We start from the raw sequence: 24,901 nt of genomic DNA, 5'->3' as shown, positions 1-24,901 counted from the left end.
TCGGGCGTGATCCCGCGGACGCGGTTGCGCGGGTGGGGCAGGGCGATGCGCCGTGCGACCGTGCGGCGGCCGTCGGCCTGCTCGATCACCACCGTCAGCTCGCCGTCGTGAGTGCCCTCGAGGCGATCGATCTCGTAGCTGTTCGACGCGCGATCCCAGCGCGCATCGGGCCACGCCGGCCACCACAGCTCGAGCGCGGCCGCGGTCGTGCCGACGGCGAGCGGCAGCAACCGCAGCGCGTGCTCGCGCAGGATGCGACGATCGAGGTAGGGCTGCACGGTGCCGTCGGGTAGCCGGCGCCACGCCGCGAGTGCGCGCCCGGTCGTGGTGCGGACGTAGCCGGTGTCGGCGGGCCACGGCGCCAGCACGGCGCCATCCCGCTCGGCGTCGTCGAGGTGCGCGTGCGCGCCCAGCAGTGCGGTCGCGGCCGCGGCCGCGTCGAGGCTGGGATCGATCGCCACCGGCGGCGGCAGGCTGCCGTCGGAGAAGAAGTGGCCGGCGGTGAACTCGATGACGCCGTCGTGGGTTGCGTCGCCCAGCAACAGCGCGCGCAGGCTGGCCGCCGGCGCCGCCGTGGGCTCGCTCGCGAGCACGAGCGGCGCGGGCAGTGCCCGCGCGAAGATGAGGCGCGCGTACTCGGCCAGCGGTGAGCCGCGATCGCGGCGCTCGTCGGAGAGCGGCACCCGCGTGCCCAGCAGATCACCGCGGGCGTGGGCCGGCAGCGTGAGATCCTGGATCACGTGCAGCGTGGCGCCGAGCGCCACCATGGCGAGCGCGAGCTCCTGCGCGCGCGCCTCGGGCTCGGCCAGCAGTGACGCCGCGCGCAGGTGCCGATGCATCGCCGCCGGCGCCCACGGATCGTCGGGGTCGGCGAGCCAGCCGATCGCCGAGGGGCCGGTGCCCGCAAAGCCCGAGCGAGCCACCCGTGCGGCCATGGTGCCACCGGCCTGCCGCTCGATGCGGCGCCACGTGCCGCGGCTGCGGCCGTGGGCGTGCCAGCGGGGCGCGGCGGGATCGTCGAGGTCGGCGAAGTGGTGCAGCAGACGAGCCCGCGGCACCGCCTCGAGCGCGATGCCGACCCGCACCCAGCCCAGCGCGGTGGTCTCCCACGCGTCCGCGTCGACGCAGCGCTGCAGCGTCTCGCTGGGTGCCGGCTGCGGCGGGCATGCGCCCGGGCCCCCGGCCGCGACCCCGCCGACATCGGCGTGGGCCTCTCGCATCGCGACCACCAGGGCGCGGCGCGTGGCGGGGTCGAGTCGGCTCGGCTCGATGCGCAGCGGCGTGAACCAGCCCAGTCGGTCGCCGCTGCCCTGCATCCACCGCGCGTGCACGGTGCCACGGGCGACCGCGCGCTCGGTGATGCCGGTGTGTGTGCGCGCGGGATCCCACGCCCGCGCAGGTGCTGCGATCACGAGCCCGCAGGTCGCCGCCACCGCGGCGGTCGCCAGTCGATGGCACCACCGCGTCATCGATCACCCGCGGGCGCAGGCGGGGTCGCGTCGGCCCCGGGTTGTGCGGGCGTCTCGGGCGATCGCGCGGTGCTCGGCGCGGTGCCGGCCTGATCGGCGGGGATCATGCGCAGCGCGTCGAGGCTGTCGTGGACGTGGCGGGCGAGCACCAGCGCGGTCTCGACGTCGGCGCACTGCATCGCGCCGCAGGTGAGCAGCACGGCGATCGACCGCTCGCGATCCACGAATGCCACCGCGCGCACGCTCTCGCTGTCGAACACGTAGGTCTCACCGGTGATCTCCGGCGTCGCCTCGACGCCGGGCAGGGTCGCTTGGAAGGTCTCGAGCACCGACTGCAGGCCGCCCGGGGGATCCTTCCACACCCGCAGGCCCACGTCCCAGCGCTCCTCGCGATCGACCGCGCGCAGGTGAACGCCGTGGTAGAAGTGCGTGCGCGCGAGATCGGTGAGCTCGCCGATCTGGAACGCGTCGGTGTAGCCGGTGCGCCGTCGGATCTCTTCCGGGGTCAGCAATGCGGTCGCGTCGAGCACCTCGATCGCCGCCGGGCCCGGCTGCTCGGGCGTGGGCGTGCCGCGATCGCGGCCGAGCAGCGCGGTGTTCGCGGGGCCGCGCTCCCACGCGGTGAGGCGCTCGATCTCGGGCGGCGGTGACAGCATCAGCAGGTGCTCGGCGTGGGAGTCGGTGCCGCTCCACTTGCGCAGCGCGATGCGGTTGTGCCGCGCGACGAAATCCGCCCGCATGCCGCCGTCGTACGGCACATCCGAGCGGTACGCGAGGTAGCCGCGCTTGTAGACGAACAGCGTGAAGCCGACCAGGCGAGGTGCCGGCCCGCGCCGACGCGCCGGCACCTCGTCGATGCGATAGCGCCCGGCGCGATCGGTTCGGACCACGCGGGTGTCGGAGCCGGCCGGCGCGACCAGGCCATCGCCACGCTCGTAGGACCAGACGCCGACCACGGTGGCGTCGCCGATGGGGCTCTTGGTGACCGCGTCGACGATCTGTCCGTTGAAGGGCCCGCGCAGGCTCGCATCGGCGACCTGGTCGCGCGCCCCAGTGAAGGTCGGCGGCCGCACGATCGGGCTGCAGGCGAGCAGCGAGGCCACGGCCGACCAGGTCGCCGCACGCCGCACGCGTCGGCCGACGCGACGGTCCAGTGCGACGACAATCTTCTTCGACCTCGGCAATTGACGGACCGTCGGCCGGCCGATACGCTCGTGCATCGACCGGAAGCGGGGTCTATCCCAGCCCGCCTCGACTCGCAAGCGACTCCGACGACGACGATGGCGGGGACCATCCCATGCCCCATGTGCGGCTCCGACGTCGCCAGCGAATCGCCTGGTTGCGGCGTCTGCGGCTATGCGTTCGCACGCAGCAGCCCGAGCAACATCGGCGGGTTGAAGTGTGCACGGTGTGGATCGCCGGTGGAGAACGGCTTCGACTTCTGCCCGATCTGCGGCCAGAACCAACGCGAGCGCTTCGCCCGACCTGACACTCGAATCATCCAGGTCGATGCGGATCCGTTGCCACCCGATCGCACCGTCGCCGCGCCACCGGGTGGGCCGGCGCCACCGGTGGGGGTCGTGATGCCGCCGGCCGTGATGATGCCGCCGGCGGTCGCGGTGCCGACGCCCGCCGTGATGCCGGGCGTCGCCGCGGCTGCGCCCGTCGCGGCCGCGATGCCGCCGCCGCTGCTGACGATGCCGGGTGCGACCCCGCCGATGGCTCCGATGCCCGCGCAGACCGGCGCCACGCAGTTCGCCGACGGGCCGCCGCTGCCGCGGCCACCGGGCTTCGACGCCCCGCCACCGTCGTCGGGGGTCGATCGCACGGTCGCGGCGCCTGCGGTGCTGCGCCGCCCCGAGGTCGACGAGGCCGATCACACGATCCCGGTGCCGCCCGGCCGATCGCGCCCGGCGATCGAGGCGCCCGCGCACCCACCCGCCACCGAGGACGCGCCCACCACCGCGTTCGATCCGCGTCAGCTCGCCGCCGCCGTCGCGATCGCCCAGGCGGATCAGGCCCGCCGGGGCGAGGAGCAGACCCGCGAGGGCGTGCAGCCGATGGGGCCGTGGTCGAAGTCGTCGCCGTCGCAGCCGGTCGTCGGCGCGCGCGGGCAGTCGTCGGCGCCGACCAACCCGGGCTCGCAGACACCGCGGCTGGTGCTGGTCGGTCGCGACGGCAGCGAGGGCGACAAGTTCGCGGTCGTCGGTGATCGACTGACCATCGGTCGCCGCTCGGCCGACGTGCTGTTCGCCGACGACGACTTCCTCTCACCGACGCACGCCCGCATCGAGCGGCAGGGCGATCACTACTGGTTGGTCGACACCGGCTCGCAGAACGGGGTCTTCCTCCGCATCCACGGCACCTCGCCGATCTACCCCGGCGACTCCTTCATGGTCGGCCACCAGCTCCTGCGGGTCGAGAACGTCGATGGCCCCACCGAGGAGCAACCCCCCGACGAGCTGGGCACGCGGCTGTTCGGCACGCCGCTGCAGCCGGCGTGGGGCAAGCTGGCGGTGCTCGGCCGCGGCGGCATCCGCGGGGATGCCTACGGCCTGCGGGGCGCCCGGCTCGTGATCGGCCGCGAGTCGGGCGACATCATCTTCCCCAACGACCCGTTCCTCAGCCGCGAGCACGCCCGTCTGCGGCTCGAGCTCAACGGCGCGACCATGTCGGTCTTCCTCGAGGATCTGAACTCGGCCAACGGCACCTACATCCGCATCCGCGGCGCCGCCGAGCTGCACAACCGGGACACTTTCCGGATCGGCGATCAGATCATACGCTTACGGCTGGACTGATGCTCCGCTTCGACGTGTTCGCCCGGACCGAGGTTGGCTGCGCCCGCGAGCGCAACGAGGACTCGTTCCTGGTGCTGAACCTCGCGACCGGCGACACCGGTCTGCTGCCCGACGTACGCACGCGGGATCTGCTGCCACCTGGCACCTTGGTCGCGGTCTGCGACGGCATGGGTGGCGCCGCAGCGGGCGACCTCGCGTCGAAGCTCGCGCTCGGTGCCCTCGAGCAGGTCGTGCGCGCACAGGGGCCGATCGGATCGGTCGACGTCGCCGAGGCCACGCTGCTGCAGGCGGTCACCACCGCCAACCGCACCATCCTCGACTTCGCCAAGGCCCACCCCGACAAGCGCGGCATGGGCACCACGATGACCGCGGCGCTGTTGTTCGGCGACGAGATCGTGATCGTGCAGGTCGGCGACTCGCGGGCGTACCTCAAGCGCGGGCACACGCTGCAGCAGCTCACGATGGATCAGAACGTGGTCGGGCAGATGATCGCGACCGGTCGCATCTCGCCCGATCAGGCGCGCAACGTGAAGCAGCGCAACATGTTGCTCGAGGCCATCGGCGTGCAAGAGAAGGTCGGACCCGATCTGGTGCGCGTGCGCGTGCAACCGGGCGACATCATGCTGCTGTGCAGCGACGGGCTGACCGGGCCGCTCGACGATCCGCGGGTGCTCGAGATCCTGCTGCGTCACGAGGACCCGGTGCCGAGCAGCCGCGCGCTGACCGAGGCCGCGTGTGCGGCCGGCGGGCCCGACAACGTCACCGTCGCGCTGGTCCGCTTCCACGGCCAGACCATCGCGCCGGTCTCGACCGACGCGACCATCTCGTTCGTGCGCCGCACCGCGCTGGCGTAGCGCGACGCGCCGGCGCCCCGTCAGGTGCCGAAGTAGAACGTCATCGCGACTGCGACGTAGAGCACGTTCGCCATCGGGCGTCCGCGCGCCGCCGGGGTCGCGCCGATCCAGCCCAGCTCGGGGCCGACGCCGAAGCCACCGCCGCGATCGGGCCGGTAGCGCTTGGCGAACGGGAACCACTCGTAGCGCAGCGCGGCCGTGAAGGCGGCGCCGCCGAAGCCACTGCGCTTGGTGACCCCCGCCTGTCGCACGGCACCGCCGCCGAAGCCGAAGCCCGCGCGCAGCGACAGCGGCAGCTTCGGCACCGGCAAGAACGTGCCCTCGACCAGCAGCTGACCCATCGCCAGGCGCTGACGAATGCCGCCCGCATCGGGCTCGCTGCGGTAGCCCACCGAGCCGCCGAGCGACAGCCCGAGGCCCAGCCACGGCAGCACCATCTGGCCGACGCGCAGGTGGCCGCCAGCCCCGGCGAACGGGCTCGGACCGGCGTCGAGCGTGTTGACCCGCGCGAGCGTGGCGGCACCCAACACCACCGCGCCGAGGTAGGTGCCGTCGATGCGTGGCGGCACCGGCGGGCGTCGCCATGCGCCCCGGGTCGCGGGCGCGCTGGCGGGCGAGCCCGCGCCAGCCGCGGGCGCAGCGTCGGCCGCGGGTGCAGCGTCGGCCGCGGGCGCAGCGTCGGCCGCGGGCGCAGCGTCGGCCGCGGGTGCAGCGTCGGCCGCGGGCGCAGCGTCGGCCGCGTGCAGGGTCGCGAGCGACGATGCGATCGCGCACGCGACCGCGGACGCGCGCACGCACGCGCGGCGATGGGTGGTGAAGCGGCGGGCGCGGACCCTCAACTCGCCGCCTAGCATGGTCGAGCACGGTCGATCGCGCAACGGTCGCGCGTGCCGAGGACGGGCCTCCTTGGTTCCGCCGCGCGCGCGGACCCCGAGGTCGCGTGCGGGTGGCTCGGGCGATCGGCTTGCCGAGCCCGCGGGGCCGACAGTAGGGTGGGCCCCCGAACCCATGACCCCCGCGCGCACGAGATGGCTCGAGATCGGTGGTGCCTTCCTGCTCGGCGGTGGCGTGGTGGCGGTCGGCTACGAGCTCGCACGACCGAGCACCGATGCGTCGCCCGCCGACACCACGCTCGCACGTGTCGAGCCCGAGGACGGTGCGTCGGAGCCGGCGATCCCCGCGGCGCCCCAGCACGACGACGACGACGACGCGCCCGTGGCGGTGCCCGCAACCGATGGCGCCGGCGAGGTCGATCCTGCGGTCGCGGCGATCGATCCCAATCGCCCGCCGTGGCGCATCGCCGATCCCGACGGCCACGCCAGTGCCTACCCCCCGCTGCAGGTGCCGGTGCCGCCGCTGTCGCCCGACGACGAGCTCGCGTTCCCTCGCCACGGCCTGGTCACGTCGCTGGCGGTGATCGTGCGTGCGCGGCCCGAGCTCACCTCGCCGATCGCCGGCTTGCTGCGCGGCGGCACGCGGATCCGCGTCGACGCGGAGCGCAGCTTCGGCGGCGGTTGTTCGCAGGGCTGGCACAAGGTCTACCCGCGCGGGTGGGTGTGCCTCGCCGCCGGCGTCGCGACCGGCAGCGAGCCACCGCAGGATCAAGCGACGGTGGTCGAGCCGGCGCTCGAGTCGGTGCTGCCCTACGAGTACTGGCGCGTGAATGCCGACGGCACGCCGTTCTTCCACCGCCTGCCGAGCTTCGGTGAGCAGGACCAGGCCGATGCGGCCGGCCAGGCATGGATCGCCGAGCACGGTCGCACGCCGATGCCGACCGCGCCCGCCGAGCGGCCCGAGGAGGTGCCGGCGGTGGTGAAGGAGTACATGAATGCCGGCTTCTACGTGACCAAGGCCGGCGAAGAGGTGAAGAGCGAGCGCCGATTCCTGCGCACCACCCGGGGTTCGTACGCGCGCAAGTACCAGCTCGGCCAGAAGGAGCCGCCCAAGTTCCGCGGCCGGGTGCTCGACGGCCCCGACGCGCTGCCGATCTACTTCGTGCGCCGCGAGATGCCGCTGTCGCGTCGCGAGGCCGAGGGCAGCGACGTGCTCGTCAAGACCGACACCTCGCCCGAGCGCCTCGGCACGTGGCCGTTCGTCCGCAAGATCCACATCGGCACCGTGGACTACTTCGAGGACGCCGACGGGCTGTTGCTGCGGGCGTACGCCGTCGGCGAGGCCTACAAGCTGCGGCGACCGCCCGGGGTCGGCGCCGACGAGAAGTGGGTGCACATCGATCTCTCGGAGCAGACGCTGGTGGCCTACGAGGGCGACGTGCCGGTGTTCGCGACGATGGTGTCGACCGGCAAGCAGCCGGGCATGACGCCGGTCGGCGTGCACCGGGTGCAGATCAAGCACATCGCCACCTCGATGCGCGATCAGCCGATCGAAGAGGAGGCGTACTCGATCGACGACGTGCCATGGACGCAGTACTTCCAGGGCAGCGTGGCGCTGCACGGCGCGTTCTGGCACGCCGGCTTCGGCATCGAGCGCAGTCACGGCTGCGTGAACCTCTCGCCGGCCGACGCGCGGTGGCTGTTCGGCTTCACCGAGCCGGCGCTGCCCGAGGGCTGGCACGCGATCGCCCCGTCGGGCTCGGCGAAGGGCAGCGCGGTGGTCGTGACCGAGTAGGGCGCCCCCAAGCCCCCGGCGGTTGTGCGATACTCCAGGCCCTGATGAAGGTCGCGCCCGACACCGTCGTCACGCTCAGCTACGACATCACGAACGAGGCCGGAGAGATCATCGAGAACTCGGACATCAGCGGTCCGATCTCGTTCCTCGCGGGCCGCTCGGGGCTGATCCCCGGCCTCGACAAGCGCCTGGTCGGCATGGAGGCCGGCACCGAGGCGACCTTCGAGTTCCCGCCCGAGGAGGCCTTCGGCCGCGCCGGCGACGGCCCCACGCGGCAGCTGTCGCGGCGCGAGTTCCCGGCCGAGGCCAAGCTCGAGGTCGGTGCGCAGTTCGAGGCCGGCGCCGGCGGGCAGACCGTGCGACTGCGCGTGGTCGACTGCGATGCCGACACCGTCACGGTGCGCTTCATCCACCCGCTGGCGGATCAGAAGATCACGATGGGCGTGCGGGTCGAGGCCGTGCGCCCGGCGACCGCGGCCGAGCGCGAGAGCGGCCGGGTGCAGAGCGCTCCGCCGCCGCCGAAGAAGTGACCATCACCGTCGTGCGAGCGAGAACTCGCGCAGGTTCGCGGCCACGTGCACCACGCCCCAGCCGCCGTCACGCAGGGCCTGCAGCGCCCGCGCAGTGCGGGCCGGTGGGATGCCGGGCAGCTGGTGATGGAACTCGATGAGCAGCTGATCGATGTCGAGCTTCTGTGCAATCAGCTGATCGAGCACGTCGTACTCGGCGCCCTCGACGTCCATCTTGAGCACGTCGAGGCGGCGGTGGCCGTGCTCGCGCATGATGGTCGACAGCCGCTTGATGGGGAACTCGTGGGTCGCCGCGCCCTTGCGCGCGACCATCGAGTGCGAGATGTGCTCGGGGTTCTCCGGCGCGTGGAAGGTGACCACGCCGTCGTGATCACCCACGCCGTACTCGCGCAGCTCGAAGCCCACCGGCAGCGCCTGTTGCTTCACGTAGGCGATCGAACGCGGCGTGGGATCGAAGCCGAACACCATCGCACCGGTGCGATCGATGAGCTCGAGATCGAAGCTGATGTCGAGCCCGAGTCCGAACGAGTAGACCACTGCACCGGGGCGGATGCGCTCGAGGCACACCGCGTGGCGGCCGTACTCGCTGCCGAGGCCTTGGCACGGCAGCTCGAAGTCCACGCGACGTGAGAGCCCCGCGGCCCGCTCGCGCAGGTGCTTGATCGATCGCGAGAGCGCGCGCAGCAGGGCCATGTGGCGGCGACCATACCACGCGACCGCGCGAGCCCGCGGCGGCGGCGAGTACCTCGACACAGCGATTGTGACGGGCCATAACACCGCCCTGACCGCGCCTCGCTGCGTTGCCGCACCTTGAAATACGCCCGGTATTCCCGCGGCACGGCGCCTTGCGGAGTCGCGGCCATGACGGCGTTCTGACCCATCACAATCGCTGTGTCGAGGTACTAGAAGGTCGCGCCGACGTCGAAGACGAAGCGGCCGTTGTGGTCGTCGACCGCACGCACGTTGCCCTTCCAGATCCAGTTGGGCACCAGCACCGCGTAGCCCAGTGACACCGTCACGATGCGGATGTCCCACTTGATGAAGTTCACGCCGACCGAGCGCCGGAAGTCGCGGTTGAAGACCACCTGCCGCCAGTGCGGCGTGAGCACGCCGAAGTCGAGGAACACCGAGTGCGCCAGCCGCCCGCCCAGGAAGTTGCGCACGCTGACGAACTGCAGCGCGACGGTCCCGAGCGCGCGGATGTGCCCGCCCTCCGCGGTCGGCCGCAGGGTGTGGGTGCCGAACGGGCCACGGATCTGCTCGACGTCGAGCAGCATGGTCTGCGGCAGGATGCCGCGCAGGCCCAGGTCGCGGGTGCCACCGCCGAAGTAGCGCCACACCTCGGGCACGCTGGTCGTGCGGGCGCCGCCTTGCCGACCACACGTCCGCGTGAGCGGGATCGGCACCTCGTGGCCGTAGGTCAGCGCGTAGCGAAAGTTGAAGCGGCGGCCGGCCCCCGGCAGCGGGATGAAGTGCTCCCAGCCGAAATCGAAGCGCATCCACCAGTCCTGCCCGCCCAGACACGGCGACGCGAACATCGCGTCGGCGGTGGCGATGATGCCGTCGTCGGGGTTGAAGGCGTTGTCGACCTTCTCCCAGCGCGCGCCGGTCTGCAGCGCGCCGGTGCGATCGGGCACGATCGACTCGCCGCGGTTGGGCGGACGGCAGCTGCCGGTGCCGGTGCTGCCGCAGCCGCTGTCGGCCCCGAGCGTCGGCTTGATGAGGTCCTTCGAGATGTTCGCCGCCTGGAACAGATAGCCGATGTAGACCTGCCAGTTGCGGTTCACCGGCCAGGTCAGGCGCACGTGACCGAGTGCGCTGTCGATCTGGCCGCGCGCAGGCGTGACGCGGCGCTGCACCTGACCGGTGATGTCGAAGGTCAGCGGGCTGCCGCCGATGCGCCGACGCGTCAGCGAGGTGCGGGCCGAGCGTTCGTAGCAGTCTTCGCCGGCGCAGAACGCCTTGCGCAGCGAGGGTAGGTTGGCGCCGACGTGGGCGTCGAACGCGAGGTCCCACGCGGTGCCCCACATGTTGGGGAAGGTCGGCCGCACGAACGCGTACAGCGGGTCGAGCGTGGCGCCGCCGAAGCCCCACTCGAGGTCCATGCCACGGTCCTTCGACTCGGTGACGCTGATGAGCTGGTGCACCACGCACGGCCGCGATGGATCGCTGTCGAGGGTGCAGTTCTGCTCCTGCTGGCGGATCGCCACGTTCTCGGTCACGCCCATGCCGTCGATGCCTGCGCGTGTGCGGTCGACCAGCGTGCGGCTGTAGGCGTCGCCCTCGTGCCACTCGATCTCGCGGGCCAGCGCCGCCGGCTTGCCGTTGCGCCGCCGGTAACGGGTCTTGAAGTTGCCGCGCACCAACGTGGTACCGAAGCGGGCGCGACGGCCCTCGTACACCGAGAGCTCGGTGTCGACCGTGACTGCCTCGTCGGCGGCATGGTCCTCGCACAGCCCGACCTCGGGCTCGGTGAGCCGGTCGGCGCTCGCGAGCCGGTGCACCACGCCGGCGCGATCGGTGTAGAGCCACCGCAGCTCCGCGTCACCCAGCGGGTAGCCGCTGGCTTGGTAGCGCCGCACGATGTCGCGCTCGACCTCGCGGTCGAGCGTCAAGCGCACCGGGATGCGGCCGGCGCTCTCGTCGTTGCGTCGGCGCAGCGGGCCGTCGCGGAACAGCCGCGGCGGCCCCCAGGCGCCGGTGGTCTCGGGCAGCGCGTCGACCTCGCGCGAGCCGGGGATCTGCACCTCGAGGTGGCGCACCAGCTCGCGGCCCGAGGTGATGACGCGTGGCCCCGCGTCGACCTCGACGCGCACCCACAGGCCCGCGCGTCGCTGCTTCATCAGCGCGTCGAGCCCCTGGGCCGACAACCCGGAGCCGGCGGCCTTCAGCCACGCCGCGGCGCCGCTGTCCTCACCGACCTGGCCGAGGTCGAGCACCGCCGACTGGCCGTCTTCGTCGAGCGCGCCCTTCCAGAAGCCGACGCGGACCTGGGCGCGAGCGCAGAGGTAGCCGCGCTTGGCGTAGGCGGTGAGCACGGTCGCGAGGTGCTTGCGCGCGGCGACGTCGCTGAACGCCGCGCCGCTGCGAAGCTCGCGGCTGCGACCGATCTCGCGGTCGATGTCGGCCTGCACCTGCGGCAGCAGCCGACCGCGCGTCGTCTGGTCGACCGCGCGCACGCGCACGCGCGGGCCCTCCTGGATGCTGAAGGTCAGCTTGTGCAGGCCGCCGAAGTCCTGGAACGCGCCATCGACCTCGGCGAGCATGAAGCCGCGATCCTGGTAGTAGCTGCGCAGGTTCGCCGCCTCGCGCGAGGCGGTGCCGGCATTGGCGGCCTCGCGGCGATCGAACAGCTGGAGCTGTCGACGCAGGCGGTTCTCCGACAGCCGCGACTCACCGAGGAAATCGGTCGCGACGCCCTTGCCGAGCTGGACGTCGACCTTCAGCTCGATGGTGCGATTGGTCGTGACGTCGCTGCGCCGCAGGCGGTCGAAGTTGGTCTCGACGCGCACGCCAGGGTAGGGCAGCGCGAGCGCCCGACGGGCGCGGCCGCTGGGGCCCGCGCGCGGCACCGCGTACTCGTGCTCGACCTTCGCGCGCGCGTCCTCGACGTGCTTGCGGGTGATGCGTTTGGGGATCGGCAGCACCGGTCCGAAGGTCGGCTTGAACACCCGCCGCACCCAGCGTTGCTCGGGCGTGCCGAGGTTACCGGTGACGACCGGGTTCTTGGTGCGAAAGGCGTGGTGCTTGTCGAGCACGACGTGCAGATCGGCCTCGCCGGGGTGCTTGCCGCACGCGAACGCGAAGCGGACCTCGCCCTTCAAGTAGCCCTCGTCGAACAGGTAGCGCTCGATGCGAGTGCGCTCGATCTGCTCCCATGCCTCGCAGACCAGGTCACCCGCGCGGCACAGCGGCGGCAGCTTGCGACGCTGCTCGCGGGTGCGCAGGAGCGTCTTGTCGATGCACTGCGTGGGCGCCAGCGAGCCGGGGCGGGCGTCGAGTGACAGCACCCGTCGCAGCTCGCGCTCGAACAACGGCGTGTGACCGTGCACGCGAACGCGACGAATCGCGCGACCGGGCCGCACGGCGAGCCGCACGTGGCCAGGACCGATCGGCACCAAGGTCGCGCGGTAGCCGGTCTGCCGCAGCGTGTCGGTGACCTCGATCGGCAGCAGCAAGCCCGCCTGCACGTCGATGAGCTTGCCGATGGTGTCGGGGCCCTCGCCGCCGCGGAACTGGCCCTCGATGTCGACGTCGTCGACCCCGATGAGCGCGAGCCCACGCTCTTGCCCGGGGCGCGCCCGCAGCACCACCAACTCGTAGACATCGCGATCGAGCGGCCGTAGCAGCACGAGGTAGCCGTCGGCCGCGACGTTCTCGAGCACGAACAGCACGTAGGCGTGCTCCGACCCGCGAAGGGTGGTCTTGAGCACGTCGCCCTGCAGGCGGTTCGACGTGCGCGTCGGCGGCGACACCGAGATGCCGTGCTCACGCAGGCCCTCGAGCGCGGCCTCCACCGGTGCCATCGGATCCGCGATCTCGATCGCGCCGGGGGCCGAGCCGTCGTCCGCGAGCACGGCGTCGGTCTGCTCGCGCGCCGTGCCCGGCGGAGCCGCGTCGGTGACCGCCGCCGCGTCGACCTCGGGATCGTCGGCGTCGGTGTCGGTATCGGCTGGGTCGGTGTCGCCGGCGGGCGGGTCGGTGTCGCCGGCGGGATCGTCGGTGTCACCGGCGGCGTCCTGGGCGGCCGCACGGATCTCCTGTTCGCGCGCGCGTCGATCGATCTCGTCCTGCGCCGCGAGCTCGGCGTCACCGCGCTCGACCACGCCGCCGTCCTCACGCCGGGGCGGTGTCGGCTCGGCCGGCTCGGCCCGGGCCCACGCCGACCACAGCGCGAGGCAGCAGGCCAGCACAACTGCCGTGGTCGCGCGCACGAACGCCCGAAGGGATCGCACAGGTCCGCCGCTCTTGTCACCCGGTTTGGCCGCGCCTCGCGGGCGCGCAGGGGCTCACTTGGCGCTCGGCACCGAGACGTCGAAGCGCAGCTCGACCGTGCGCTGCGTGAGCGGATCGAACACCACGCGCTGGTTGAGGTAGGAGCGGATGCGGCGGCTGAACTCCAGCGTGATGGGCTCGAGCAGCTCGAGTCGCACGGTCAGCTGACGGCTCTGGCGCAGGAAAAAGCCGGGATAGCCGCGGGTGTAGTCCCAGCCGAACGACAGCCGCCCGTAGTCGAAGTCGAACCACGAGCGGGGGGTCGAGACCTGCAGCTCCGGGCCGATCTGCCCCAGTCGTAGGCGCATGTCGGGGACGTAGCCGCGCGCACGCGGAACCGCCTTCGCCGCCCGCTCGTCGAGGTCGAGCTCGGTCACGTGCCCGACGACCTGCAGCGGCTTGCGGGCCTCGGAGAGGCCGCCTCCGCCGAAGCGGCGCACGTCGGCCTCGGACACCTGCACGTCGCCGGTGCCGAGCACGAGGTAGTCGAAGCACGAGCGTGCGGTCTGCTGGGCCGCACCGGTGTCGCCGTCGGTGAGGCAGGTCCAGCGGATCTCGGCCAGCGTGCCTGCCAACAGCAGCTGCAGCTGCCGCGGCTGCGCGTCGACGTAGATCGGCTCCTGCCGCAACGCCAACAGATCGACCTCGGCCTCGTCGATGTCGCCCAGCAGGTTCACGCGGCCGCGCTGCAGCTCGTAGGTGCCGGTGAGGAACGGCAGGTCGACGCGTCCGCCCGACTCGAAGTCGATGCGGCCGGCGAACTCGGGGGCGTCGTAGGTGCCGCTGACGACCACGTCGGCGTTGGCCTCGACGCCGCTGGCGATGTTGTTCTCGACCCGCAGCGGGTCGTCGGACTCGACGTGCAGATCGAACTGCAGGTTGCGCACGAAGTCGGGTGGCGGCGCCTCGGCGAGCTCGACGCTGTCGGTCAACGCGAGGATGTCGGCGCCCTGGATCGCGTCCTTGACGTAGCGCGCGCGGGCCAGCTCGACGTCGCCCTTCACGACGATCGGATCGGTGCCGCGCAGCGCCAGCAGCGGACTCGAGACCTCGGCCTCGGCGACCGGCCGCCCACGGGCGTCGTAGTTGCGATAGGCAACGTCGTCGAGTCGCACGTCGAGCTCGGTGTGCAGCGGCGTGAAGGTGGTGCCGTCGACGTACGCGCGGCCCCACAGGCTGGCGCGACCGCGACTGCCGAACTCGGCACGGATCGCCTTGGGGCCGGGGCTCGGCGCCGGCGCGCCGCGGGCTCCGACGTACAACGCGATCGCGCCGTCGGGGATGTCGGCGGCGCTGCAGTCGTGGCTGCCGCCACAGCGCGCCAGCTCGACCTCGCCACCGGTGAGCGTGACCGACTCGAGCCCGGCGAACGCGCCCAGCGAGAGATCGTGATCGAAGAAGCCGAGCGTGCCCTCGGCGCGCTCGAGCGTGAACGGTGACAGCGTGCCGCTGGCGACCGCCTGGCGCACGTCGATGCCACCCTGCGCGCCCGCGGCCGCGTCGCCGACCAGCTGGGCCAGCAAGCGCACGCCGAGCGTGCCCTCGGCGGCGAGGTCGAAGTGACCGCTGCAGGGGCCCGCGAACGCGACGCCGGTGCGCTCGCCCGCCACCTGACCGAACTGCAGCGACTCGCCGTAGACCTCGAGGGTGCCGCGGGCCGACAGCCACTGCGGCGTGATGCCGAGGGTGATCTCGGTGAACTCGAGCGGCGTGGGTACGCCACTCGGCTGCAGCCACAGGCTCTCGCCGCCGCGCCGCAGGTCGATGCGGCCGGCCAGCGCAGGCTGCTGCACCGGCCCGTCGACCGCGAGGTCGACCTCGAGCGAGCCCTTGGCGGTGTTGATGCCGAGCGGGCTGAGCATCGCCTGCAGTGCACCGAGCGCGATGGTCCCGCGCAGGGTCGCGTGCCCGGGGGCCGTGGTGTCGTCGGGCGCGAGCCCCTCGGGCTTGGGTGGCGGCGGCGGCGGGGCCCGACATGCGGCTGCCGCCACCACCGGTGGGGCCGGCGGCGGCGTCTGCAGATCGAAGCTGCCGGCGATCTCGGCCTTGGTGCCCTCGGCCGAGTGCAGCCGCAGCGGCTGCTCGAGCCGCAGGCGCTCGCCGTCGACGGTGGCCTGCAGACCATCGGCGCACAGCGTGCCCGCGACCGTGCAGGGGTTGCTGGCCTTGGCGCGCTGCTGCTGCGCGACCGCCGAGCGCGAGCGCGCCCGCACCCACGCGCGATCCATGCCGAGCGTCACGGCCAGGCTCTGGGCGCCGCTTGGGTCCTGCCGCGCGACACAGTCCGACAGCATCGCGCCGCGACCGTTGCAGGTCAGCACGTGGGCCGACAGCCCCTCGAGCTCGCCCTGCAATCCCTCGGGATCGACCCCCGAGGCCCGCAGCACCAACGGCAGCGCGATGCGATCGAAGCCGACGTCGACCTGCGCGGCGATCGGCGGCGTGGTGCCGGCCTTGGTGCGCTTGCCGATCGCGACCACCGCGTCGATCGACCAGTCGATGCGACCGCCGCGGCGCTCACCGGTCGACAGCTCGCCCTTGGCCCACACCTCGCGGTGGGCCAGCAGCGAGCCCACCGCGGCCGCGTCGTCGCTCTCGATCTCGAGCGCGCCGCTGCCGAGCGCGATGCCATAGGCCGACAGGCCCACCAGGGTGATCTTGCCCTCGACCGCGGGCCGCGACAGCGTGCCGCCGACGTCGAACTCGGTGCCCGCGCCGATCTGTCCCCGCAGCGGCGACTCGGCGTCGACGAACCTGGCGACCACTTCGAGCGGGACCCCGCGCGCGAGCACGTGCAGGTCGAGCTCGGGGTCGTCCTGCAGGCGCACCGTGCCGTCGGCGACGATGCGGCCGGTCTCGATCTCGCTGGCGCCGCCCATCGACGGCGCGGTGCGACGGTGCAACGGCAGCACCATCTGCTCGATCGCGAGCTCGTCGTCGGCGTAACGAAACGCGACCTCGGCCCCGCGGTAGGCGGTGCCGCCGTAGCGCAACGTCGGCACCGACGCGGTGCCACCGACGCGCAGCTCCGACAGCCGCGCCGACTTGCCGTCGCCGTCGCCGACGTCGACCTCGACGTCGGCCATGCCTTCGATCTCACCGCCGGTCAGCGCACCGAGGTCGACGCCCTGGAGATCGACGTAGGCCCGGATCCGCGGATCGTCGGTGGGCTGGCCGCGCTGGAACAGCTCGACCGCGACGTCGAGCTTGCCGCGGGCGCCGAGCACCCGCACGTCGTCGCCAGCCAGGTGCAGCACGCCGCGGTCGACCCACAGCCGCGTGTGGGTATCGCCCAGCACCGCGCCCTCGTGCGGCCGCACCATCAGCTTGCCGTCGCGACCGTTGGGCGCCGACAGCGGGCCCGACAGGTCGAGCTGCGCGCGCAGCTCGTCGACCAGCACCGGCAGCCCGAACGCACGCGAGAACGCGGCGCCGTCGTCGATGTCGAGCTGCAGCGAGGTGCTGCGCATCGACGACCAGCTGCCATCCAGCGCGCCGGTGGTCGCGAGCGTCGCACCGTCGGTCGTCAGCCGCAGGTCCTCCCACGTCATCGCGCCGCGCTCGTCGATCGTCAGGATGCCGTCGACGCCCAGGTGCCGCGGCACGCCGTCGTCGGCGGGTCCGCGGTCGCGCACGATCGCGACCTCGTCGAACTCGAGCCGCGTGAACTGCATGCCGAACTCGTCGGGCGCCGGCGTGCCGTCGCTGCGGGGATCGGCGACCGCGACCGGACCGAGCCGCAGCTCGTGCACCGCGAGCCGGCCGTTGGCGCTGCCAGCCGCGGTCGCGGCCAGCGACGCATCGTCGGGCACCAGCTGCGCGGGGTTGATCGCGATGAGGTCGATGTCGGCGTCGAGCAGCATCGCATCGCGCTCGTTGGCCGGCAGCACCACGGTCGCGACCGTGCCGTCGCGCAGCCGCACGCCGCCGTCGAGCACGGCGCCCTCGAAGGCGTCGAAGGTCGCGACCAGTCGTGGGCCCTCGTAGTACGCCGCCCAGCGCTCGGGCGCGGGCTCGCTGGCCAGCCGCACCGAGAGCCGCGCGTCGTCGACGGTCCACGCGGGTTCGTCGAGCGGATCGAGCACCAGCCCCTCGGCCTCGAGGTGGTAGACCGGCTCCGAGATGGGCCCTTCGATGCGGGCGATGACGGCGGCCCCGGTGCCGTCAGCCGCCGACTCGGGCAGCTCGAGCTCGGCCAGGGTGTGGGCCAGGATGCCGCCGGCCTCGCGGGTCACCGCGCGCAGCTCGACCACCGGCGCCGGCCCCCACACCACCGCGGTGCCGTAGGGGAGCGGCTCGGTCGCGGGATCGATCATCCGCGTCAGCGCGTAGCGCAGCACGCCGTCGGCATCGACGCGTGAGCCCGACGCGTCGGCGCCGGCGACGAAGCGGACGTCACCGTAGTCGGCGTCCGCGGTGCCGGCGTACATGTGCACGCCGTCGAAGTTCGCCAGCGGCACCCAGATGTCGTCGATGACGAGCTCGCCGCCGCCGCCTTGGGTGCGCAGGTCGAACGAGAACGGCAGCGAGCGCGGCATGCCGCCGAGCGGGTGGATCGATACGAAGCGCAGGCCGAACTCGCCGGCGTCGAAGCCGGCGTCGAAGCGCCAGCCGGACAGCTCGCGGTAGTCGACGTCGACGTCGACGTGCTCGAGCGAGGCGTGGTCGACGGCGAACGACAGGCCGCGGCGATCGTTGGGGGTCTGGTCGACCAGCTGGAACGCGTCGCGCAGTCCCAGCAGCGCGACCTCGCCGCGCGAGTCGTGCTCGTCGCGATAGCCCCGCACGGTGAACCAGCTGTCGCCGTGGATCGTGACCTCGTCGAAGTGCAGCATCCACGGCACCTCGAACATCGCGGGGATCGCCAGCCGGTTCCACGGGATGATCTCGTGCAACACCAGGGTGGCCTCGACCCGCTCGACGTGGGCGGTGGGTCGGCGCTCGCCGCCGTAGCTCTTGTAGGGCTCGTAGACGGTGATGTCCTCGACCACCACGTAGCTGGGCTCGCCGGTCAGCAGGTCGAGGATGAGCCGCCCGTTCCAGTGGATGCTCTTCATCTCGAGCTCGCCCTCGAGCAGACCCGAGACCTTGCCGCTGACGAACGCGCCGAGCACCGCGTCGTTGAAGAACATGTACGCGCCCAGGTACGCGACGCTCAGCAGCGAGAACACCAGCAGCACCAGCTGCAGCGGCAGACGGATGAGCAGCAATGTCGCCAGCGGGTGCCGTCGCGCGAGCGGCTGCGGCGAGGCCAGCCGCGCGACGATCTGCGGGTGCAGGCTCGCGATCGTCTCGGGCCGTGCCAGCAGGCTCGACACCAGCGCGTCGTGGAAGATCCGCCACGCGCGCACGTCGGGCGTCGCGGCCTCGGCCTCGTCGCGCAGGTGCGCGCGCATGGGCACGCGCTGCGGCTCGGGCAGCGCCGCCACGGCCTCCTCGACCACCGCCGGCAGCCGCCGGATCGACTCGCTGCGCGCCGCCGGTAGATCGAACAGCAGTCGCATGTCGCGGGCGACCGCATCGCGCTTCACGTACGCCGCCAGGATCGCCGCCAGCTGCCGCCGATCGCCCCGCCGCGAGCGTCCGGCCTTCGCGACGGCGCGGCGGCGATCGAGCTCTTGCCACGCCATCAACAGCAGCGCCGGATCGGCGCCGACCGGATAGAGATGCCGCACCCGCAGGCGCCCGCACAGCCGCTCGAGCCGCTCGCGCCCGAAGGCGAGCAGCTCGGCGTCGTACGGCCGCGACGCGGCGATGGCACCTGCAGGGGTCAAGGGCGGCGCTTCGCGTCTACGTTAGCATCGATGCCCCGAGGGCCCTTTGCCCGGGCGGGCGACCGGCGCCCCGACGCCGCGACGCGGCCCCGGCCGTGGGCCTCGCAACCGCGGGCAGGGGCCTGGCGGGTGACGCGGCGACGCGGCTGCGGAACGGATCGCCGTGCGATCCCCCAAACGCGAACGGCCCCGGAGGTCGCCCTCCGAGGCCGTCGTGGTAGTAGCGGGGACAGGATTTGAACCTGTGACCTCCGGGTTATGAGCCCGGCGAGCTACCTGGCTGCTCCACCCCGCAACGAGTGGAATGGGCTTGTACGCGATGGCTCGCGGCGCGTCAACACCCGTCGACGCGCCAGAGCAGGGACGCCGCACCCTGCGGGCATCGCGGAGGCTGGCCGATGGCACCTCGCGGGTGCGGGTCGGCGCTCGAGGGGGCCCGGCCGCCAGCGGAGCGTCGCCCGCCGACGCCGGCAGTCCGCTATTGACCGCACACACTCGCGATCCGTACTGTCGTGCGCCTTTATGGACGTGGACGCCGTACGTGCCGCCCTCTCGGCCCCCGTTCTCTCGGGGCCGATCGCTCTCGCGTTGGGTCTACCGAGGGAGTCGGTGGAGGCCGCGCTCGCGCTGCTCGCCGAGGGCGCGCAGCCGGCCTTCGTGGCCTGGCACCGATCCGATCGGGTCGGCGGGCTCGCGGTCCGCGAGCTCGAGCGGATCCAGGCCGCCGCCGTGCGGGCGGCCGCGTTCGAGTTCCAGCGCGAGTCGCTGCGGCAGGAGCTGCGCGATCGCGGCGCGCTTCACCCCGCGCTCGACACCATGATCCGCGCGGCGGTGCACGCGATCGATCTCGACGACGTCCGCGTGCTGCTGCGCAAGCGCAAGCGCGGTCCCGCGGCCAAGGCCCGCGGCCAAGGCCTGGCGCCGTTGGCCGGCGCGCTGCTGCAGGTCGGCACCGACGGCCCACTGGCCGACGCGACCCTGGCCGAGCTGCGCCAGCACCGACGCGCCGACGAAGCCCCCCGCGAAGGTGGCGGGCGCAAGCGCAAGCGTCGACGCGGCCGCAAGCGCGACGCCGCGGCGGCGACCGGCACCGACGACGGCGCGCAGATCGACGGCGGCGGCGACGGTGGCGACCCCGGCGAGCTGACGGCCGCACCCCACGACGATGACGGCGCAGCCCAGGCCGATGCCGGCGATCACGTGGGCGGTGGGCACGAGGACGACGACGGCGCGCACGACCACCACGACCACGACCACGATGCCGCCGAGGACGACGCGGCCCAGGCCGACGACGCGGCCCAGGCCGACGACGCGGCCCAGGCCGACGACGACGACGCGGCGGGCCCCGCCGAGGCGGGCGATGGGGCCGACGAGCCCGAGGAGCCCGAGGAGACCGCCTCCGAGGAGCTGCTGCGCGATCCGTTCGCGTGGGCGGCAGCCCGCGTCGGCGAGGCCCTGCCGACCGCCGACGACGTGCTGGCCGGTGCCCGCACGATCGCCGCCGAGCGCATCGCCGAGTGGCCGACCCTGCGCATGCGCCTGCGCCAGCTGTTGCTCGAGCGCGGCCGTCTGGTCGTGCACATCGCCGACGACAAGCGCGAGAAGGCCGCCCGCTGGGCCAAGTTCGCCGACAAGCCCGAGCCCTGCGCGAGCATCCTCGCCCACACGTTGCTCTCGCTGCACCGCGGCGAGCGCGAGGGCGTGCTGTCGATCGACATCGAGATCGATCCCGCCGAGATCGAGGCCTGCTGCCGCGAAGTGCTCGGCATCCTCGACAACGACGCTGGCGGACAGGTGCTCGACGCCGCCGCGGAGGCCTGGCACTTCAGCCTCGGCAAGGCGGTGCGCAACGGCGTGCGGCGGGCGCTCAAGGAGCGGGCCGATCGCGACGCGATCGCGGCCTACGCCGACGCCCTGCGTCCGCTGCTGTTCGCACCGGCGCTCGGCGCCGTGCCGGTGATGGGCATCGACCCCGGCTTCGCGCCCGGCTGCCGCGTGGCGGTCGTCGACGCCAACGGCGGCGTGCTCGAGCACGACACCGTGTTCCCGCTGCAGCCCAAGCAGCAGGTGCCGCAGACCAAGGCGCGCCTCGTCGAGCTGATCGAGGCCCATGGCGTGGCCGCGATCGCGATCGCGGATGCCGGCGGCGCGCGGGAGCTCGAGCGCTTGGTCCGCGAGACCCTCGCAGGCACCGAAACCCACCAGGCGCTGCCGGTGGTGTTCGTCGACTCCGACGTGATCGCGCTGCTGGCCGCGGCCCGCAGCACCAAGGACGAGCTGCGCGAGGAGCCGCCCTTGCGCCGTGCGGTCGCCGTCGCACGGCGGGTGCAGGACCCGCTGCGCGAGCTGGTGAAGATCGACGCCCGCAAGCTCGGCCTGGGCCAGTTCCAGCACGAGGTCGATCAAGAGGAGCTGCGCGGCGCGCTCGAGCAAGCCGCGACCAGTGCGGTGTGTGCGGTGGGCGTCGACGTCAACACCGCCAGCGCCGACCTGCTGGCGCGGGTCGCTGGGCTCAGCCACGCCTCGTCGCGCGCGCTGGTCGCCCACCGCGAGGCCAAGGGTCCGCTGCGCAGCCGCTCGGCGCTGTTCGAGGTGCCCGGCATCGCGGGCAAGAGCTTCGAGCAGGGCGCCGGGTTCCTGCGGGTGCACGGCGGCGAGCAGCCGCTCGACGTGACCGCGATCCACCCCGAGCGCTACCCGCTGGTGACGCAGATGGCCCGTGACCTGGGCCTGACGGTGCCCGAGCTGCTGGCCGACCCGGCGCTGGTGGACCGCATCGATCGCACCCGCTACCTCGGCCACGCCAGCGTCGCCGGCGAGCCGCTCGGACCGCTCGCGCAGGACGCCCTGCTGGCCGAGCTGCGGGCGCCCGGCGTCGACGGTCGCCCGCCGTTCGAGAGCGTCGCCTTCGACCCCAAGCTGCGCAGCTTCGGCGATCTCGCGGTCGGCATGGAGCTCGAGGGCGTCATCACCCGCATCGCAAACTTCGGTGCGTTCGTCGACGTCGGCCTGTCGAACGAGGGCCTCGTCCACATCAGCGAGCTGTCCCACGGCTTCACCGCGTCGCCCGCCGACGTCGTGCACATCGGCCAAGTCGTGAAGGGACGCGTCATCGAGATCGACGCCGAGCGCAAGCGTTTCTCGCTGAGCCTGCGGGCGCTGCTGCCCAAGCCCGAGCGCCCCGAGCGACGCGACGATCGCCGACCCGGCAAGCCGCCCCGCCGTGAGGGTGACGCCGAGCGTCCCCGCGGTGACGGCGAGCGGCGCGGACGCGACGATCGACGCGGCGGCGACCGCGATCGCGACGACAAGCGCCAGCGCGGCGGTGGTGGTGGTGGTGGGCCCAAGCGCGGCGGACCGCGGCGCGACGAGGCCGAGCCCAAGCGCGAGCGCACGCTCAACTTCCACCTCGATCTGAGCGCGCTCATGGACCGCGTCGGCAAGGGCTGACGCGTCGCCACGCCGCCGACGATCACTCGTCGTCGTCGGCGGCCGCGAGCGCGGCCAGATCGACGCGGCGCGCAGCGCCGTCCCACAGGCGTGCGGCCACCGACAGCGGCGCGTTCACGGCCTCGAGCTCGAGCACCGACGCCGGCGGCGGCGCGTGAGCGCGGAAGTTGAGCGGGCACACCTGCACGCGGGCGGAACCGTCGGGCTCGCGGGCCCGCACCGGCAGCCCATGGGAGCGGCAGATGAGCGGGCGCTGCTCGTAGATCGCACAGCGGCGATCGACCAGCAGCGCGCATGCGGTGTGCGCGGCATCGCTGGCCTGCCGACGAACGCGCTCGCGCAACCCGCTGTCGTGGGTGGCCAACTCGCGCAGTGCCGCAGCCACGCGATCGGCCTCGATCGCGAACACGCCGAAGCGCACGCCGCAGCAGTCGGCGCAGCCCGGTGCACACGCGAACGCCTCGGGGCTGCGGGCGAGCGCAGCGTCGAAGTGGGCGTCGACGCGCCGGCGCAGCTGCACGAGCGCCGCGCCGGCGTGCTCGCGCTCGCTCACGGCAGCTCACCGCGCAGGACCTCGGCGATCCAGCGCTGCGCCGAGAGAGCCTCGTCGCCGGCATCGCCCGCGAAGCTGACGCCACCCACGAACGGGTGACCGCCGCCGCCGAAGCGCTCGCACAGCCGCGAGATGTCGTGCTCGCGATCGTGTCGGGGCAGCCACGGGTTGTAGCCGACCGCGAGCTTGATGCGCGCGTCGGGCCCCACCGAGAGCCCGACCACGTAACGCACCTCGGGGTGGTGGAAGTAGGGGATGAACTTGTTGTAGGCGCGCGGTGGCTGGTCGAGCAGGGCATACTCGACCACGCCGGCGTGCTCGCGGCAGCGCTCGGCGAACAAGGCGATGTCGCGCTGGTGGCGGGCCAGCACCGGAGCCAGGGTCTGCGCGACGTACTCGGCGCGTGCGAGCGCCTCGAACGGCACCGCCGCGAGGTCCTCGATGAAGCGCGTCGCCAGCCGTGGGCTGCGGTTCTGCTCGGCGAAGGTCATCAGCCGCAGCGCGGGATCCTCGAGCGCGACCGGCACGTGGGGGTCCGGGAACGCGGCCGTGTCGACCAGCTCGGCCCACTGCAGCAGCTCCGCGTGCGGCCGCGGATCGAAGCCGTGGCGCTCCGCGAGGACCTTCGCGACGAAACCCGCGCAGCTGGGCGCCGCGGGATCGTGGAACTTGTTGGCGGCGCGATGGGCCTCGAAGTGCTCGCGCTCGCCCGGCAGCTGGAACGCCGACGCATGGTGATCGAAGAACCAGCCCAACGTCGGCTCGGCGGTGTAGCGGAAGTCCACCACCGCAGTGTCATCGGCGGCGAAGTCCGAGGCCACGAAGGGATTGCCGGGCTGGTGCTGCTTGGCGATGTAGATCAGCTCGGCATCGCGCACGCGATGGCGGCGGTAGAAGGCCCCGAAGATCGCCGAGCTCGCGGCGCCGTCGAAGCAGGCCGCGTGATGGAGCACGTGAACGCGCATCGGCGCGACAAAGCTACCAGGGCCGGGGGCCGCGATGGGTGCCCGAACGTCAACGCGCGGCGTCGTCGCGCGCGAGCGTACGCGGGCGCTGGCACTCGATGGTGAAGATGCCCTCGGGCAGCCGCTCGGCGCCCGCCGGGGGCGACTCGGGGGGCGCGCCGGGATCGAACCACAGCAGGTTGAAGCGGGGCGGGCGGGCGTCTTCGTCGCCGCGCGTGGTGCGGGGCGCGGCCGCGGGCGGGGCGATCGACAGCAGCGTACCGCCGCGGTGGATCACGCCCAGCGTGCGCCCGTCGCTGACCATGAGGTTGAGCGGCACGCTGCCGACCATCGCCTCGGTGGTGCGGAGCGCCCGGCGGATCGCCTCGGGCGACGCGAACGGGTTGCCGAGCGCGCCATCGGCATGCAGCGCGGCGAGGAAGCGCAGGAACACCAGCTCGCCGTCGTTGCTGACGGTCTGGCTGCGGGCCAGGAAGTCGGGGATCTCGTCGCGGATGCGGCGGCGCGCCTCGGGCTCGAGCTCGGTCTCCGCCCGCGCGCCGATCCAGCGGCGGAAGCGGGCCATCCGGACCGACGGGTGGGTCTCGGCGAAGAAGCCGTCGGCGGTGCCGACGTGGAAGCTCGCCAGCACGCAGGGCGCTTGGTTGCGCAGCACGTCCTCGACCGGCTCGACGCTGGCGTCGCGCACGATGGGTCGCGCCTGCATGAAGGTCTCGTTGCCGACCACGGCACCGACCGACCAGCCACGCAGGCGGACGCCATCACCGGCGGCGGCGATGCGATCGAAGAGCGTCTGCGCGAACGTCGAGCCGAGCCACGCGGGATCGAGCGGCGGACCGCTCGGGCGCGCGTCGAGCAACGCCACGAGGTACGAGGGGGCCACGT

At 73.0% G+C, this 24,901-nt stretch carries 13 protein-coding genes and 1 tRNA gene; 5 read left to right on the top strand and 9 right to left on the bottom strand.

Annotated elements, in window-relative coordinates; all coding sequences use genetic code 11:
* Positions 1 to 1,465: 1,465 nt before the first annotated feature.
* Positions 1,466 to 2,572, bottom strand: a complete 1,107-nt coding sequence (locus tag IPH07_05515) for a hypothetical protein (GenBank protein MBK6916838.1) — start codon at positions 2,570 to 2,572, stop codon at positions 1,466 to 1,468.
* Positions 2,573 to 2,773: 201 nt separating this feature from the next.
* On the opposite strand from IPH07_05515, the gene IPH07_05510 reads away from it, so the two are divergent.
* Positions 2,774 to 4,267: an FHA domain-containing protein gene (locus IPH07_05510; protein ID MBK6916837.1), complete on the top strand. Its 1,494-nt coding sequence runs from the start codon at positions 2,774 to 2,776 to the stop codon at positions 4,265 to 4,267.
* Positions 4,267 to 5,121, top strand: coding sequence for a serine/threonine-protein phosphatase (locus tag IPH07_05505; GenBank protein MBK6916836.1), 855 nt, complete (start codon positions 4,267 to 4,269; stop codon positions 5,119 to 5,121). The genes IPH07_05510 and IPH07_05505 overlap by 1 nt, the downstream gene beginning before the upstream one ends.
* 20 nt (positions 5,122 to 5,141) lie before the next feature.
* Here IPH07_05505 and IPH07_05500 read toward each other — a convergent pair whose 3' ends face one another.
* Positions 5,142 to 5,960 (bottom strand): hypothetical protein, encoded by an 819-nt coding sequence (locus IPH07_05500; protein ID MBK6916835.1) that lies wholly within the window; start codon positions 5,958 to 5,960, stop codon positions 5,142 to 5,144.
* A 169-nt stretch (positions 5,961 to 6,129) separates the two neighbouring features.
* Between IPH07_05500 and IPH07_05495 the strand changes: the two genes are divergently transcribed.
* Positions 6,130 to 7,749, top strand: coding sequence for a L,D-transpeptidase (locus tag IPH07_05495; GenBank protein ID MBK6916834.1), 1,620 nt, complete (start codon positions 6,130 to 6,132; stop codon positions 7,747 to 7,749).
* A 44-nt stretch (positions 7,750 to 7,793) separates the two neighbouring features.
* The gene (locus IPH07_05490) at positions 7,794 to 8,279 is read left to right on the top strand and encodes a peptidylprolyl isomerase (GenBank protein MBK6916833.1); all 486 of its coding nucleotides are present in this window, start codon (positions 7,794 to 7,796) and stop codon (positions 8,277 to 8,279) included.
* A gap of 3 nt (positions 8,280 to 8,282) precedes the next feature.
* Here IPH07_05490 and IPH07_05485 read toward each other — a convergent pair whose 3' ends face one another.
* From IPH07_05485 to IPH07_05470, 4 genes are all read right to left on the bottom strand, one after another.
* Entirely contained in the window at positions 8,283 to 8,972 is a 690-nt protein-coding gene (locus tag IPH07_05485; GenBank protein MBK6916832.1) for an FkbM family methyltransferase, read from the bottom strand.
* Between the two features lie 209 nt (positions 8,973 to 9,181).
* Complete coding sequence (locus IPH07_05480) at positions 9,182 to 13,234, bottom strand: BamA/TamA family outer membrane protein (protein ID MBK6916831.1); 4,053 nt, start codon at positions 13,232 to 13,234, stop codon at positions 9,182 to 9,184.
* Between the two features lie 54 nt (positions 13,235 to 13,288).
* Positions 13,289 to 19,048, bottom strand: coding sequence for a translocation/assembly module TamB domain-containing protein (locus IPH07_05475; protein MBK6916830.1), 5,760 nt, complete (start codon positions 19,046 to 19,048; stop codon positions 13,289 to 13,291).
* 221 nt (positions 19,049 to 19,269) lie between these two features.
* A tRNA-Met gene (locus IPH07_05470) sits at positions 19,270 to 19,343 on the bottom strand.
* Between the two features lie 314 nt (positions 19,344 to 19,657).
* Between IPH07_05470 and IPH07_05465 the strand changes: the two genes are divergently transcribed.
* Complete coding sequence (locus tag IPH07_05465; protein MBK6916829.1) at positions 19,658 to 22,498, top strand: helix-hairpin-helix domain-containing protein; 2,841 nt, start codon at positions 19,658 to 19,660, stop codon at positions 22,496 to 22,498.
* A 22-nt stretch (positions 22,499 to 22,520) separates the two neighbouring features.
* Here IPH07_05465 and IPH07_05460 read toward each other — a convergent pair whose 3' ends face one another.
* The 3 genes from IPH07_05460 to IPH07_05450 are packed head-to-tail and all read right to left on the bottom strand — an operon-like array spanning position 22,521 to position 24,899.
* Entirely contained in the window at positions 22,521 to 23,051 is a 531-nt protein-coding gene (locus tag IPH07_05460; protein MBK6916828.1) for a YkgJ family cysteine cluster protein, read from the bottom strand.
* Positions 23,048 to 24,016, bottom strand: coding sequence for a phosphoesterase (locus IPH07_05455; GenBank protein MBK6916827.1), 969 nt, complete (start codon positions 24,014 to 24,016; stop codon positions 23,048 to 23,050). The genes IPH07_05460 and IPH07_05455 overlap by 4 nt, the downstream gene beginning before the upstream one ends.
* Positions 24,017 to 24,065: 49 nt before the next feature.
* Complete coding sequence (locus tag IPH07_05450) at positions 24,066 to 24,899, bottom strand: hypothetical protein (protein ID MBK6916826.1); 834 nt, start codon at positions 24,897 to 24,899, stop codon at positions 24,066 to 24,068.
* Positions 24,900 to 24,901 lie beyond the last annotated feature (2 nt).

It is taken from the genome of Deltaproteobacteria bacterium, from assembly GCA_016709225.1.
Lineage (GTDB): Bacteria > Myxococcota_A > Polyangia > Nannocystales > Nannocystaceae > Xiheibacterium > Xiheibacterium phototrophicum.
The sequence above is the reverse complement of the archived record's forward strand: the minus strand, read 5'-3'. Positions and strand labels throughout refer to the sequence as shown.